Here is a 14045-nt window from a genome sequence, read left to right on the forward strand (position 1 = left end):
CGCCGACCCCCACCCGGGCAACCTCGCCGTGCTTGACGACGGGCGGCTGGTTTTCCTGGACTTCGGTATCGTCGGCCACCTTTCACGGGAACTGAGGGAGAACCTGGGAAGGATGCTCCTGGCCCTGGTGCGGAAGGACGCCGAGCAGGTGATGCGCGCCGTTTTGCGGATGGGGATCGTTCCGGAGGGTAGGTCCTTGACCCCTCTCCGCCGGGACATAGAGCGTTTGCAGCAGAAGTACTACGAGGTGCCCCTCGGCCAGATCAACGTGGCCGAGTCGTTCGAGGATCTCCTGCGGGTTGCGTACCGGCACCGCATTGCACTGCCGGCCGAAATCACTCTCGTCATTAAGACCCTCGTAACCCTTGACGGCGTGGTCAAGATGCTCGACCCGGTGGTCAGTATCGTCGACATCGCCCGCCCCCTGGGCCGGCACCTGGTCTCGGAGCGCTTTACGGCCGGGGGTATCCGCCGCACCTTTGAGGAAAAGCTGCCGGTCTACGCCGACATCCTCGCGGACATGCCCCAGCAGGTCCACCACCTGCTGGAACAGGCCGGACGAGGGGGGTTGAGGGTACGCCTTGAGAACCCGGCGGCGGACCGCCTGGCCGGGGAGATCTCCCGGTTCGGGCGGCGCCTGTCACTGGGCCTGGTGGCCGGCGCGTTGATCCTGGCCGCGCCCCTCATGGGCGCCGGACGTCTCCGGCTTTTCGGCGTCGACCCGGCTGCTCCCTGCCTGGCGGCCGGCCTGGCCCTGGCCATCTTCCTGATCTTCGCTGCGTTCCGGCGCCGGTAAGTGTAGTTTTGCCCCTTCCTAAACATACTAGGGCTTGAAGATAAGGAGGGGGATAATGTCCGATACAGGATACCCTTGGATAGGGTTCACAAGCTACATGGATAACACCCCGCCCGGGCTGGAGCCCGATGGGGAAGAATTTGACCCGGATGCGGGGGAACCGCAGGCCGAGCCCGGTCCGGGGGATAAAGCGCCCGGCCCGCGGCGGATGAGGGCTTCGCGCGGGTTGGGGGTGAGTGCCGCGGCAGGGACCACAAGCAAGATTCACTCCCTGGTGATCATCGGGCAGGTGGAGGGCCACATTGTCCTTCCGCAGCAGAACAAGACGACGAAGTACGAACATGTGCTGCCGCAACTCGTGGCGCTGGAGCAGAATCCGGCCGTCGAGGGGGTGCTGATCATGCTCAACACCGTTGGCGGGGACGTTGAGGCCGGCCTGGCCATTGCCGAAATGATCGCCTCGATGAGCAAGCCGACCGTTTCCATCGTCCTCGGCGGAGGACACAGTATCGGCACCCCGATCGCGGTCGCCGCTCAGTACTCCTTCATCGCCGAGACGGCCAGCATGACCATTCATCCCATCCGCATCACCGGCCAAATCCTTACCGTCCCACAGACCTTCGAGTACCTGGAGAAGATGCAGGACCGGGTGGTGCGCTTCGTGGTCAAGCACTCGCGGATCACCGAAGAGCGTTTCCGGGAGCTAATGTTCCGCACCGGCGAGCTGGCCCGTGACATCGGCACGGTCTTGATCGGGAAGGACGCCGTCGACTGCGGCCTCATCGACGAGGTCGGGGCGGTGGGGTCGGCCCTCAACAAGCTGAAGCAGATGATCGAGGTGAAGCGTCTGCGGCAGCCTGCGCCGCCTTCCCGCCCCGTGACACCGTCCGGCCCGCCGTCCCCCGTGTCCCCGGGAGCACCCGCGGAGGGAGGGCCGGTGCAGTGATTCTCTATACCGTTCTGGACATGGGAAGCGTTATGGAGGACCAGGGGGCCGGAACGACGACGGCGGAAAACGCCGTAGTCGGCGGGGTTCCCGTAATATTACGCCGTACCGGCGACGGATCAGCCTTTATCGAACGCGTGATGAGTACCGATCCGCAGGACTTTCTCCGTCCCGAGCTGTCCCCGGGGACGCCCGTTGTCTTTAATCAAGGAACAGCCGTACCGCCGGGGGAGGCGCAGGAGTGAAACGCATCCCTCCGGCGGGGATGCGTCGCGTTTAGGGCGCCTGTTTTACGCCGGTGGACGGCCGCCACCCCTTCTGGAACAAATCACCGAAGGATTCCTCTTGACGACTCCCGGCGAGGGTGATATGGTTTCCCTAGAATACCCCTACCGGTATGGGTAATTACGCTTGGATGGAGGGAAACCAATGCCGCGCCAATGGTCCTGGGTAGCGGCCGGGATTGTTCTCGGCCTGTGGAACATCCTCATCTTCGTCTCCGGTAACCACCTGGGTACGACCACAGCCTATGCGCAAACCACGGGTTACCTCACGCAGTTTTTCTTCCCCAGCCTCGTACCTGCCGACGCCTGGACCTCGGGTACCTGTGGGGGTACCACCGGACTGCAGGTCGGGTGGCAATGGCTCCTGGTCCTGGGAGTCTTTCTGGGCGCCCTCGGCGGCCGCGTTCTGCACCGCGGCGGCGGCCCCGTGGAGGATATCCCGAAGATGTGGGCCTCGCGGTTCGGCCACCGGCCGGGGCTGCGCTATGCCCACGCCTTTCTCGGGGGAATGCTGCTCCTGTTCGGCGCACGGATCGCCGGGGGCTGCACCTCCAGCCACATCATCGGCGGGATGAGCGAGATGGCCTTGAGCGGCGTGTTCTTCGCGGCGGCGGTGTTTGCCGCGGGGATACCGACGGCAGTGGCGCTCTATCGCAGGGGAGGGGCGGTCTAAGATGGAGTCTGTTCTCGCGGTAGTCTTTGGTATCGGTTTCGGTTACATCCTGCAACGGGTGGGGGCCCTGGATTACCACAATATCCTGAACGCCTTGCGCCTGAGGGACCTCACCATTCCGAAGTTTATGCTCCTTTCGGTGGCCATCACCGCCGTAGGGGTCTTCACCCTGCGTGCCGGCGGGCTGGTGGCGCTGGACCTGATCACGGCGAATCCGGTGGGGAATGTCCTCGGGGGATTGATCTTCGGTGTTGGATTCGCCCTGGCCGGGTATTGCCCGGGAACCAGTATCGGGGCGATGGCCGAGGGGAAGCGCGACGCTCGCTGGGTCGTCGCCGGCGGGCTGGTCGGCGTCCTGGCGTATGCCCTGCTGCAGAAATGGATCACCCCCTGGCTGGCCGGCTTCGCCCTTGGTAAGATCAGCCTGGTGGACTACCTGCCGGTCAACCCGCTGGTGGCCGTCGTAGGCTACAGCCTGGCCCTGGCGCTGGCTGTTTATGTGATGGACGCCTGGGAACGTGCGCGGGTCACCCCGGGGCGGGCTGCGGCTGAAAGGGATGGTGCCGGGCTGCCCGGGGGGTGCTTGGACCCGAGCGCTCTACGGTCTGAGAGAGTTTTGAACGACTAACTGGGAAAGGAAAGGTGCCGATGACAATGAACAACGCGCAGAAGGCATTGTTGGCGGTGGGCCTGGCCATCGTACTCTTTCTCGGGCTGGCCACCGGCTTTCATTGGACGGGGGTCGGCGCAGCGGGGGGCGTCTCCGTGAGCGATGCCGTAGTGCAGTACTACGAGCGGATGCCCGACGACATATACAAGATCCCGGTCCCTGATCTGAAGGCGGCCCTGGACGCCGGCGGAAAGGGCCTCTACATCGTGGACATCAGGGAACACAAGGACTTCGTGCAGGGACACATTCCGGGGGCACATAACATTCCGTTTAAGGAAGTGGGGCGCAGGTTGAACGAACTGCCCAGGAACCAGCGGATCATCGTCTATTGCTATACGGGCCAGACCGGGGGGCAGACGGTGGCCGCCCTCACTATCGCGGGCTTCGATGCGCGGTCGCTTAATGGAGGCATGAACAACGGGTGGGCGGCCGCGAATCTCCCCACGGAAGCGGGGGAGTAGAGGGCCTTCAGGCACAGGAGAGGGGCGCATTCGTGAACGGGTGCGCCCCTTGGCATTGATATGGTTATGGTTTTTCGTCATCTTTTCTTTCGCCTAATTGGAAGCCGGATAAGGCCCTACGGGCCCCGGCCCTTGAGGCGTAGTAGACCACGAGGGCGACAACCGCGAGGGGAACCAGCATCGTGAGCAACATATACAAAGAAAATAGGAAAGTATTCGTTTCCATGGGCATGGGTTTACTCACCTCCGTCCTTAGTGTGCGCAGACTGGAACCATTCTACGCCTTACCCCGCTGTGCGGCCCGGGACCCGAAAGAGGACTCGAGGCGCTGCAGCAGCTCGTCGCCGTCGAATCCGCCCCGGCGCGAGGCAAAACGCAGGCGGCCGCGCTTGACCATCCCCCGCACCTCTTCGGGAACGGCCAGACAGCGGCCGTGCGGAACCCAGATGATGAAGCGCCCGCAGGACGCCTCGAGATAAGCACGTTCCTCATCGGTAAGGGCGGTGACGGGAAGAAAAGTGCCGTCGGGAAGACGGACACACTCCCGCTCGTTGAAGGAATCCCATTGGGTCTGACCGGTGTTCTTCCGCACGGGGCACTCCTCCTTACTGCCGGTGTGTCTCCCTTCCACGGCGGGCCGGCAATTCCTGCCTCATTCGGCGATTTGCGGTCCGTCCCTGACCGTGTCGTGCTATAATATCCGGGAGTGCAGTAGGGGGAGAGTGAAAACGGTTTGGAGATCGTACAGGCGGTAGTGCTTGGTGTGGTTCAGGGCCTTGGGGAGTTCCTTCCCATTTCCAGTTCGGCCCATCTTGTGCTCACGCCATGGCTGCTGGGCTGGAATGACCCCGGGCTGGCCTTCGACGTCGCATTGCACCTGGGAACGCTTGTGGCCGTAGTGGCTTTCTTCTGGCGGGACTGGGCTTTGCTCCTCTTTGAAGGGCTGCATGGAGGCAGGACGCGGGAGGGGCGGCTCTTTTGGTACCTGGTGGTGGCCACCGTTCCCGGGGCGCTGGCCGGTTACTTCCTGGAGGAACAGGCGGCGACTGTTTTCCGGGCACCGCTGTTGGTCGGGAGCCTCCTGATCATCATGGGCGTCGTGCTCTGGGCCTCCGACCGCTTTGCCGCAAGCTTCCGGAAGTTACACGACGTACGGCTTGGTACCGCGCTGTTCATCGGCCTGTGCCAGGCCCTGGCCGTCATTCCGGGTGTATCACGGTCGGGGGCGACAATCATGGCGGCCCGGCTGGCGGGGTTGGAACGCGAGCCGGCGGCACGGTTTTCGTTTCTGCTTTCGACACCCATTATTCTAGGCGCCGCCCTTTATCAGCTGCGGGACATCAGCCCGGCGGATTTGACCGTTCCCTTCCTGGCCGGGGTCGGCACCTCGGCCGCCGTCGGTTTCCTGGCCATCGGCTTCCTGCTGCGGTGGGTGACGACGCATAACTTTAACCTCTTTGTCTGGTACCGTTTCGGTCTCGGCACGCTCGTCATCGCCATGGCTTTAGTGCGGGGGTAAGAAAACAAGGAGGGGTGGCCGTCTTTGCGTCGGCCGCCCCTTTATGCTTTAACGGATGTTACTAATGTATGGTGCGCTTGGTGACCCCGAGGTGGTTGAAAGGGATGTCATCCTCGGTCCGGGATTGCTCAACGAGGTCCTCGATACGGAGGGTGTGACTGGCCACGGCATCGGTGATGAAGATCGGGGCCAGGTTGCGCACAGCCAGGGCCACCGCGTCGCTTGGGCGGGCGTCGAGCACGACGGAAACGTTGGTCCCCGTGAGATGTACCTCGGCGATAAAGGTTTCATCCCGGACGTCGCTGATCACGGCACGCGTAATTTGCACGCCGAGCCTCTCGCAGCAAGCCTGCAGGAGGTCGTGGGTCAGGGGCCTTTCGGCCTTGTACCCCTCGAGAGCCATGGCGATGGCGTGCGCCTCAAAGGGACCGATCCAGATCGGCAGGATCTTGGCCTCCGGCTCATCGGCCAGCAGGAGCACCGGGTTCATTGAGGGGTCGAAGGCGATTTCCTTTACGTGAACTGGTATCATCTCCATCCGCCTCCTTAACACGCCAGTACCGGAGCGGCCTCTTCGTGGGTCAGCTGGTTGGAAACATTATACCAGGGCAACCGGGTAACGACAACGGGAAAGGAGTTTGCTAATTTCTGGCGAAGTGGAGAAGACGGAAGGTGATTTCCCCCGTGAGCGTTTACGGCCAGCCCAAGCGCGAAGTGCGGTACGAGATCCTGGGCCTTGTCCTGGCAGCCCTGGCGGCGCTTGCCTTCCTGAGCCTTTACGCCGGGGCAGGGGCGGTGGGCAACATCGTGGCCCGCGCCTGCCGTGCCCTCGCCGGGGAAGGCGCCGCCCTGATCCCTCTGCTTCTCGGGTACTGGGGTTTTACCCTTATCAAGGACCGTCACCCGGTCCGTTTCGTCCCGCGGCTGTATGGCGGGCTCCTTTGCCTGGGGGTGATTCTGGCGACGGTCCAGATGGCCCTTCTCCCCGAGGACGAGGACTTCTCCCTTGTGGCGCAGACCGGACTCGCCGGTGACGGGGGGGGGGTCCTGGGGGCCGTGCTGGGCTGGGTGCTCTATCGCTGCTTCGGCTACGCCGGAAGCGTGGTGGTCCTGGTGTCGGCCGGGTTGGTCGGTATAACGTTGTTCACCGAACTCCCGCTTATGGTGTCTATCAAGGGGTTGTGGCAGCGCCTATGGCGCGGCACCCTGCGCGCCGGCAGTGCCGTGGGCCGATTCGTCTGCCCGGAGGTCAAGGACGAAGAGCCCGGATCGGCCCCGGTGATCATTGACGCTGGTACGCGGCAGGATGGCGACGCCGGCGCCCCCGAGGCGCCGGCCCCGGCGGAAACGCGGGCGGAAACGCGGGTATCGCAGGCCGACAGGCGTCAATCCCAGCAGATCTCATTGGGCGAAGTAACCACCTACCAACTGCCGCCGCTAAGCCTGCTTGTGCGGCCGAGGGTCAAGGCCCCGAAGCCGTCGAAAGACATCGCCGAAAACATCCGCGTTCTTGAGGAAACCCTGGAGAGCTTCGGCGTCCGGGCCAAGGTCCTGCAGGTCTCCCGCGGTCCGGCCATCACACGCTACGAGGTGCAGCCGGCGGCGGGGGTCAAGGTGAGCCGGATTGTCAGCCTGTCCGACGACATCGCCCTTTCGATGGCCGCCCCGGGAGTCAGGATCGAGGCTCCTATCCCGGGCAAGGCCGCTGTGGGCATCGAGGTGCCGAACCGCGAAGTAACGATGGTTCACCTGCGCGACCTCCTGGAATCCAAGGAGTTCGTCCAGTCTCCCTCGCGCCTGACCGTCGCCCTGGGGAAGGACATCGCCGGGACGCCCGTGATCGCCGACCTGGCCCTTATGCCGCACCTCCTCATCGCCGGGGCCACCGGGGCGGGGAAAAGCGTCTGTCTGAATACCATTATCGCCAGCGTTCTCTTCAAGAGCCAGCCGGACGAGATCAAGCTGTTGATGATTGACCCGAAGATGGTTGAACTCACCACTTACAACGGTATCCCCCACCTGATCTCGCCGGTGGTGACCGATCCGAAGAAGGCTGCCGTTTCTCTGAAGTGGCTGGTGCGGGAGATGGAGCGGCGCTACGAGCTTTTCGCCGCGACCGGGGTACGTGACATCACCCGTTATAACAGCGTGTTTAAAACCCACGACCTGCGAGAGGGCGACCCGGCACACCTGCCCTTGATCGTCGTCGTCATCGACGAGTTGGCCGACCTTATGATGGTGGCGCCTAACGACGTCGAGGACGCCATCTGCCGTCTGGCTCAGATGGCCCGTGCCGCCGGCATCCACCTCGTGGTGGCCACGCAGCGGCCGTCGGTCGACGTCATTACCGGGCTGATCAAGGCCAATATCCCTTCGCGCATCTCTTTCGCCGTATCATCCCAGACCGACTCGCGGACCATCCTGGACATCGGCGGAGCCGAGAAGCTGCTGGGGAAGGGCGACATGCTCTTTTTGCCCGTGGGGGCTTCAAAGCCGGTCCGGGTGCAGGGCGCGTTCCTGTCCGACAGGGACGTGGAGGCGCTGGTCGGCTTCCTGAAGAAGCAGGCTATGCCGGACTACGACGAGGAGATCTTTGAAGCCACCCCGGAAGAGGAGGAACGGTTCGAAGAAGACGAGCTTTTCCCAAAGGCCGTCGAGATTGTCGTGCGGAGCGGTTTGGCATCCATCTCCCTTCTCCAGCGCCGGCTGCATATCGGGTACTCCCGTGCGGCGCGCCTTATCGACATGATGGAACGGCGGGGCATCGTCGGGGGTTTCGAGGGTTCAAAGCCACGGACGGTTCTGATGAGCCCGGAACAGTACAACCTCACCTTCGCCCAGCGGAAAAAGAAAGCCTGAGCCCGGCGGTTCATCCGCCGATGGGGAGCGGGGCCGCTTGACCGCTCACCGGGCGCGTGCTATATTGTGCCTGAGCTTGCCGGGGTCCTTAATATGTCTTGGCCGGGGACCAAGGTACATATCTCCAATCCGGTGTGCAAAGGATATACCAGCCATTGTCCTGCGCCGCGCCATCCGGGGCGCTTTCGGGGTGGCTTCGGTTGAAGCGGGCTTCGGGCTTGACCGGGACGAGGAACGGGAGGTGGGTTGATGGCCATCGGTGAGGTGCTCAGGGAGGCCCGCGAGGCTCGGGGACTATCCCTGGAGGCGGTGGAAGACGCCACCAAGATCCAGAGGAAGTACATCAAGGCTCTGGAATCGGAGGAGTTTTCCGTGCTCCCGGGACGGGTGTATGCCAAGGCCTTTCTGCGCACCTATGCCAAGTACCTGGGGCTGGACAGCGAGTCCCTGGTAGCGGAATTCAACCAGCGGTTTCCCGGGGACGAGAGACAGGACACCGACGAGGAACCCGCCGGAAGCGAGCCTGCCGGCCGGCGGTCCCCGGCCTACACGAAATACCTTGTGGTCCTGCTGGTCATCGCCGCCCTGGTGGGATTTAACGCTCTCTACCGCTTTGGCTCCGTTGACCGCGGGGAACCGAATCTGCCCGGGTCACCCCCGGCGGCCGACGAGCAAAGGCCGCCCGAGGATGTCGCCCCCGTGGAACCTCCCGTAAGGGAGGGCCTGGACCTGGTGCTCAGGGTTGACGGGAGTCCCAGCTGGATGCGGGTGATCGTCGACGGCCAGGTCTCCTTTGAAGGTACGGTGCAGCCCGGCAAGTCCCTGACCTTTACCGGCAAAGATTCTATCTCCCTCCGCGTCGGCAACGCCGGGGCGGTTCGGGCGACCCTGAACGGGGAGGACCTGGGTGTCCTGGGTGAGCCGTGGGATGTGGTGACACGTGATTTTCCGGGGGCTTGATATGCCGCGGGTTTACGCCGTCAGCCTTGGTTGTGACAAGAACCGGGTGGACACGGAGGTTATGCTCGGTCTCCTCACCGGTGCGGGATACAGGACCGCCCCGCACCCCGAGGAGGCCGATGTCATTTTAGTCAACACCTGCGGGTTTATCGCCACCGCGCAGGAGGAAGCGGTGCAGACCATCCTGGAGATGGCCCGCTACCGTAACGACGGCCGCCCGCTGATTGTCGCCGGTTGCCTGGCGCAGCGCTATACAAAGGAACTACGGCGGGAGATACCGGAGATTGACGCCCTGGTAGGCACGGGGAGCGTCGGCGAGATCGTGGAGATCGTGCGCAGGGTGGCGGCGGGGGAAAGAGGGCTCGTCGCGGTGGGATCGCCCGGGTTTTTGGCGCCTGAGGATGCCCCGCGGGTCGTGACCACGCCGCCCCACACCGCGTTTCTGAAGATCGCCGAGGGTTGCAGCAACGCCTGCGCCTATTGCGTCATTCCCCGCCTGCGCGGTGCGTTTCGCAGCCGTCAACCCCGGGCCCTGCTGAGGGAGGCGGCCGCCCTGGCCCGCGGCGGGGTGCGTGAATTGATCCTGGTGGCCCAGGACACGACACGCTACGGCAGTGATCTCGACCCGGGACGGGACCTGGCGTGGCTCTTGCGCCGCCTGGCCGGCATCGATGGACTGCAGTGGTTGCGGCTGCTCTACTGTTATCCCAACGGCATTACCCCGGCCCTGGTCGAGACGCTGGCCACCGAGCCGAAGGTGTGCCGCTATCTTGACATCCCTATGCAACATGCCAGTGACGCCGTCCTTGCCCGTATGGGCCGGGCTACGCGCCGGCAGGGCCTGGAACGGCTGGTCGAGGCCTTGCGCCGTGACGTTCCCGGCATCACCCTGCGTTCAACATTTATGGTAGGGTTTCCGGGCGAAACCGAGGCCGACTTCGAGGAGTTGTTGGATTTCCTCGAAGCGATGCGTCTGGAGAGGGCGGGGTTCTTCGCCTACTCGCGCGAGGAAGGAACCCGAGCCGCAGCTATGGCGGACCAGGTAGCGGAGGATATTAAGCGGGAGCGCCTCTACCGTGTGCAGGAGACACAGCTGAAGATCATGCGCATTGCGGCGGCCGCCCGCGTAGGGACCGTCACCACCGTGCTTACCGACGCGCGCCGGGGCCCTTTCCACCGAGGGCGGACCGAGGGTGACGCGCCCGGAATCGACGGGCGCGTGTACTTCGGGGGCGAGCCCTGGGCCGAGCCCGGCGAGTTCGTACGCGTGCGGGTTGTTCGCCTGGCGGGGACCGACCTGGTCGGGTGGAGGATCGCACCATGACCAGCCATTTCATAAGGAAAGCCGCGAAGCGCTGTGTTATAATTCATGATTGCTGGTATCCTGCGTGATATGGGAGCGATGCCTATGCCGTGGAGCAACCTGAATTTCAAGGTGATCGTGATCACCTTCGTACTCGGCCTGGCTTTATTGTTTGGTGGGCAGTACGTCTACCAGAAGTACGGCTTCAATCAGCCGGTAAAACAGGTCCTGGCGACCAACCCGGCGGTGGCCGGTTACACCCTCGAGGAGCAGGGGCCGGAACTGGTGATCAATGTTCACCTGAAGCGCACCGACAACCTCCAGGAGAGCTATCGGGAACTGAGGCGGCAGGTTGACGAGGCGATGCGCGGGCGTCCATACCAACTAGTTATTGAGGATGAGCGTGACGACAACCTGAGGGAGGCCTTTTACAACAGCCAGTTCATCATCTACCAGGCCATTGCCCAGGGCAATTTCCAGGAGATGGCCGACGAGGTCCGGGCCCGGGCGCGGGCGGCCAACGCCACGGCGCGCATTTACCTGGACAGCGAATACGTTTACGTGCAGATGGAAAACGGACACGGGTACCTGGCGGAGGTCATCCCGCGGCAAACCGGCGGGAGCGATCTTCAAGGGGCGAACGGGGGGGGATTGTATGCTCAAAGAGGTTAGTGTCGGCTTCGGGCTGGCAGCCCTGATCTTCCTCTTGGGCAACGGCTATAACGTCGGCCCCCTGATCCTCCTGGGTGCGCTGGCCTTCGGGCTTTACTGGATGGCTCAGTCGCGCGGGATGGTAAAGACCTTCCACCGGGTTTCCACCGAAAGCCAGGTCCAGGTCTCTTTCGCCGATATCGGCGGCCAGGGGAACGCGATCAAGGAGTTGCAGGAAGCCCTGGATTTCATTAAGAACCAGGTGGAAATCCGGCGGCTGGGTATACGGCCGCTCAAGGGTATCCTGCTTACCGGCCCGCCCGGCACCGGGAAGACCTTGATGGCGCGGGCGGCGGCGAACTATACCGAAGCCGTGTTCGTCTCGGCGAGCGGCTCGGAGTTTATTGAAATGTACGCCGGCGTCGGCGCGCAAAGGGTGCGCAAGCTTTTCCAGACCGCCCGGGAGACGGCGATGCGACAGGGCAAGAAGCATGCCCTGGTCTTCATCGACGAGATCGAGGTTTTGGGCGGCAAACGCGGCCAGGTTACGAGTCACCTGGAGTATGATCAGACCCTGAACCAGCTCCTGACCGAGATGGACGGGATCAAGGTCGACGAGGAGGTCCAGGTGCTCGTGGTAGCCGCCACGAACCGGGCGGACATGCTGGACCCGGCGCTCCTCCGTCCGGGGCGCTTCGACCGCCAGGTGCGGGTGGAACTGCCCGACCGTGAGGGGCGGCGCGAAATCATCCGCCTGCATACGAGGAACAAACCGCTGGCGGCCGACGTGGACCTGGATGTCCTGGCCAAGGAGACCTTCGGTTTCTCCGGGGCGCACCTGGAGAGCCTGGCCAACGAGGCCGCCATCCTGGCGATGCGCGAGGGAAAGAAGGAGATCAGCCAGCGTCACTTCCATGAAGCCGTGGATAAGGTGATTATGGGAGGCAAGTTGGAGCGTCGCCCCTCGCCCGAAGAGATGCGCCGGGTGGCCGTGCACGAGACGGGCCACGCCCTGTTGAGCGAAATGGTACGGCCCGGTTCGGTCTCGACCCTGACCGTAACCCCGCGGGGCCAGGCCCTGGGCTATATGCGCCAGACCTCGGAGGATGACCGCTACCTGTACACCCAGGGCTACCTGGAGGATCAGATCGCGGTCACGCTCGCCGGAGCCGTAGCGGAGGAGATCGTGCTCGGGTGCCGCAGCACCGGCGCCTCCAACGACTTCGAGCAGGCCTTGCAGGCGGCGGAAATGTTGGTCCGGGGAGGTATGTCGGAACTCGGCATCGTGGATGTGCAGACGCTGCCGCGGGAGGCGAAACACAAGGCGGTGTCCGGCATCCTGAAAGCGCAGGAGGAGCGTGTTCGCGAATATCTCACGGGGATCCGTGAGTGCATCGAGGCCATCGTCGAACGGCTGTTGGCCCAGGAGAAACTGACCGGTGATGAGTTCCGGTCCCTTCTCCCCAAGCGGGCCGCATGAGCATCCGGACGTGCCAAAAAAGTAAGGGGAGCGGGAAGCGTGCCCGGGAAGAAGAAAGGCGCCTTCCCGCTTCGCCGTGTGACAAAAGTTCTCTTGTCAAGGGCTCTGTTTAGTTTTAGAATTGAAAGTGAAATAATGCACGAGTTGACAGAAGGTGTGGACTTTTAGATGCAGGCTGAGGCGATCTTCACGGGCAGCGAGTTGCTGCTCGGTTACGTTGTGAATACGCACGCCCATTTTCTTGGCCTGGAATTGGCCAAAATGGGGATTGAGATGACCCTGCATACTGCCGTCGGCGACGACTGGGACCGGATGTATACGGTTATCAAACAGGCGCTGGAACGCTCGGATTTGATCATCACCACCGGCGGCCTGGGCCCGACGACCGATGATATCACCAAAGAAGTGGTGGCGGAGGCGCTCGGGGTGCCGATGGTGATGGACGAGGCCTCTCTGGCCGAGATGCGCGCCTTCTTTGATAAGCGGGGCCGGCCGATGCCGGCGCTTTTTGCGCGCCAGGCCTGCTTCCCGGCGGGTTCGCGCATTCTTCCCAACCACAAAGGGACAGCGCCGGGAGCCCTGATTGAGCACCAGGGCCGGATCATTGTCATCCTGCCCGGCCCGCCGCGCGAACTCAGGCATATGTTTAAGACCAGTGTCGAGCCCTATCTGACCGGCATACCGGGCCGGGGCAAAGTCCTGGTCACGACCACGCTTAAGCTTACGGGCATTGCGGAGTATGCTGTGCAGGAACTGCTGAAAGGCATTGCCGGGCAGGGCGACCCGGGTTTGGGATATCTGGCGAAACCCGGGGAAACCCACGTACGGATCTCGGCGCGGCACGTCGACCAGGCGGAAGCCGAACGGCTGGTCGCACAGCTGAAGGAAAAGGTTGTATCCCTGGTGGGGGACCATGTTTTCGCCGTGGACGATGAAGTGCCCGAACGGATCGTCGGGGCGCTCCTTAAGGAACAGGGTTTGACGGTGGCCGCCGCCGAGTCCTGCACCGCCGGGCTTGTCGCCGGCCGTCTGGCCAATGTCCCGGGGAGTTCGGAGTATTTACTGGGCGGCCTCGTCACCTACACGAATGAAATGAAAGAGAATCTCCTGGGTGTGCCGGCGGAAACCCTGGCGCGCTACGGGGCGGTCAGCGAGGAAACCGCGGTCGCCATGGTTCACGGGGTGCGGCGCGTGACCGGTGCGGACTTCGGCGTCGGCGTTACCGGGATCGCCGGGCCGGGCGGGGGCTCCGCCGACAAGCCGGTGGGGCTGGTCTATATTGCCGTGGGCGGGGCGGAGCAGGTGGTTTGCCGCCGTTTCTATTTCCCCGGGGACCGTTTCGCCGTGCGCCAGGGTGCGGTCAACGCCTCGCTGCAAATCCTGCGCACCTTGCTTGAGGAACGGGCAAGGGGGAACGCTGGGGCCGTGTAGGATCACGGGGAA

At 63.5% G+C, this 14045-nt stretch carries 14 protein-coding genes and 1 pseudogene; 13 read left to right on the top strand and 2 right to left on the bottom strand.

The genetic code is table 11. From position 1 onward, the window contains the following. From QMC81_03760 to QMC81_03785, 6 genes and pseudogenes are all read left to right on the top strand, one after another. On the top strand, positions 1–796 hold a 796-nt coding region (locus QMC81_03760; protein ID MDI6906597.1), incomplete at its 5' end, for an AarF/UbiB family protein. 256 nt (positions 797–1052) lie between these two features. Beyond that, positions 1053–1640, top strand: a pseudogene (locus QMC81_03765) (ATP-dependent Clp protease proteolytic subunit). 98 nt (positions 1641–1738) lie between these two features. Then, on the top strand, positions 1739–1987 hold the full coding sequence (locus QMC81_03770) for a YlzJ-like family protein (GenBank protein MDI6906598.1): 249 nt from the start codon (positions 1739–1741) through the stop codon (positions 1985–1987). 184 nt (positions 1988–2171) lie between these two features. After that, a complete protein-coding gene (locus QMC81_03775; GenBank protein ID MDI6906599.1) occupies positions 2172–2699 on the top strand; it encodes a YeeE/YedE thiosulfate transporter family protein in 528 nt (175 codons plus the stop codon). Between the two features lies 1 nt (position 2700). Beyond that, positions 2701–3327, top strand: a complete 627-nt coding sequence (locus QMC81_03780) for a YeeE/YedE thiosulfate transporter family protein (GenBank protein MDI6906600.1) — start codon at positions 2701–2703, stop codon at positions 3325–3327. A 20-nt stretch (positions 3328–3347) separates the two neighbouring features. Beyond that, positions 3348–3830 carry a rhodanese-like domain-containing protein gene (locus QMC81_03785; GenBank protein MDI6906601.1) on the top strand — a complete coding sequence of 161 codons (483 nt, stop codon included), beginning with the start codon at positions 3348–3350 and terminating at the stop codon, positions 3828–3830. Positions 3831–4107: 277 nt separating this feature from the next. Here QMC81_03785 and QMC81_03790 read toward each other — a convergent pair whose 3' ends face one another. Beyond that, a complete protein-coding gene (locus QMC81_03790) occupies positions 4108–4422 on the bottom strand; it encodes a hypothetical protein (protein ID MDI6906602.1) in 315 nt (104 codons plus the stop codon). A 141-nt stretch (positions 4423–4563) separates the two neighbouring features. Between QMC81_03790 and QMC81_03795 the strand changes: the two genes are divergently transcribed. Next, the gene (locus tag QMC81_03795) at positions 4564–5349 is read left to right on the top strand and encodes an undecaprenyl-diphosphate phosphatase (protein ID MDI6906603.1); all 786 of its coding nucleotides are present in this window, start codon (positions 4564–4566) and stop codon (positions 5347–5349) included. 61 nt (positions 5350–5410) lie between these two features. Here the strand turns inward: QMC81_03795 and QMC81_03800 are convergent, their stop codons facing one another. Next, positions 5411–5881, bottom strand: coding sequence for a bifunctional nuclease family protein (locus QMC81_03800; protein MDI6906604.1), 471 nt, complete (start codon positions 5879–5881; stop codon positions 5411–5413). A gap of 140 nt (positions 5882–6021) precedes the next feature. Here QMC81_03800 and QMC81_03805 point away from each other — a divergent pair, with 140 nt between their 5' ends. The 6 genes from QMC81_03805 to QMC81_03830 all read left to right on the top strand — a co-directional run bounded on the left by QMC81_03805 (position 6022) and on the right by QMC81_03830 (position 14033). Further along, positions 6022–8208 (top strand): DNA translocase FtsK, encoded by a 2187-nt coding sequence (locus tag QMC81_03805; GenBank protein ID MDI6906605.1) that lies wholly within the window; start codon positions 6022–6024, stop codon positions 8206–8208. Between the two features lie 249 nt (positions 8209–8457). Beyond that, a complete protein-coding gene (locus QMC81_03810) occupies positions 8458–9168 on the top strand; it encodes a DUF4115 domain-containing protein (protein MDI6906606.1) in 711 nt (236 codons plus the stop codon). Position 9169: 1 nt separating this feature from the next. Beyond that, on the top strand, positions 9170–10492 hold the full coding sequence (gene rimO / locus QMC81_03815; GenBank protein ID MDI6906607.1) for a 30S ribosomal protein S12 methylthiotransferase RimO: 1323 nt from the start codon (positions 9170–9172) through the stop codon (positions 10490–10492). Between the two features lie 84 nt (positions 10493–10576). Next, entirely contained in the window at positions 10577–11143 is a 567-nt protein-coding gene (locus tag QMC81_03820; GenBank protein ID MDI6906608.1) for a hypothetical protein, read from the top strand. Next, positions 11127–12602, top strand: a complete 1476-nt coding sequence (locus tag QMC81_03825; GenBank protein MDI6906609.1) for an AAA family ATPase — start codon at positions 11127–11129, stop codon at positions 12600–12602. The genes QMC81_03820 and QMC81_03825 overlap by 17 nt, the downstream gene beginning before the upstream one ends. A 168-nt stretch (positions 12603–12770) precedes the next feature. Beyond that, positions 12771–14033, top strand: a complete 1263-nt coding sequence (locus tag QMC81_03830) for a competence/damage-inducible protein A (protein MDI6906610.1) — start codon at positions 12771–12773, stop codon at positions 14031–14033. Positions 14034–14045: the final 12 nt, after the last annotated feature.

It is taken from the genome of Thermoanaerobacterales bacterium (assembly GCA_030019475.1).
In the GTDB taxonomy this organism is placed as follows: Bacteria; Bacillota; Desulfotomaculia; order Desulfotomaculales; family JASEER01; genus JASEER01.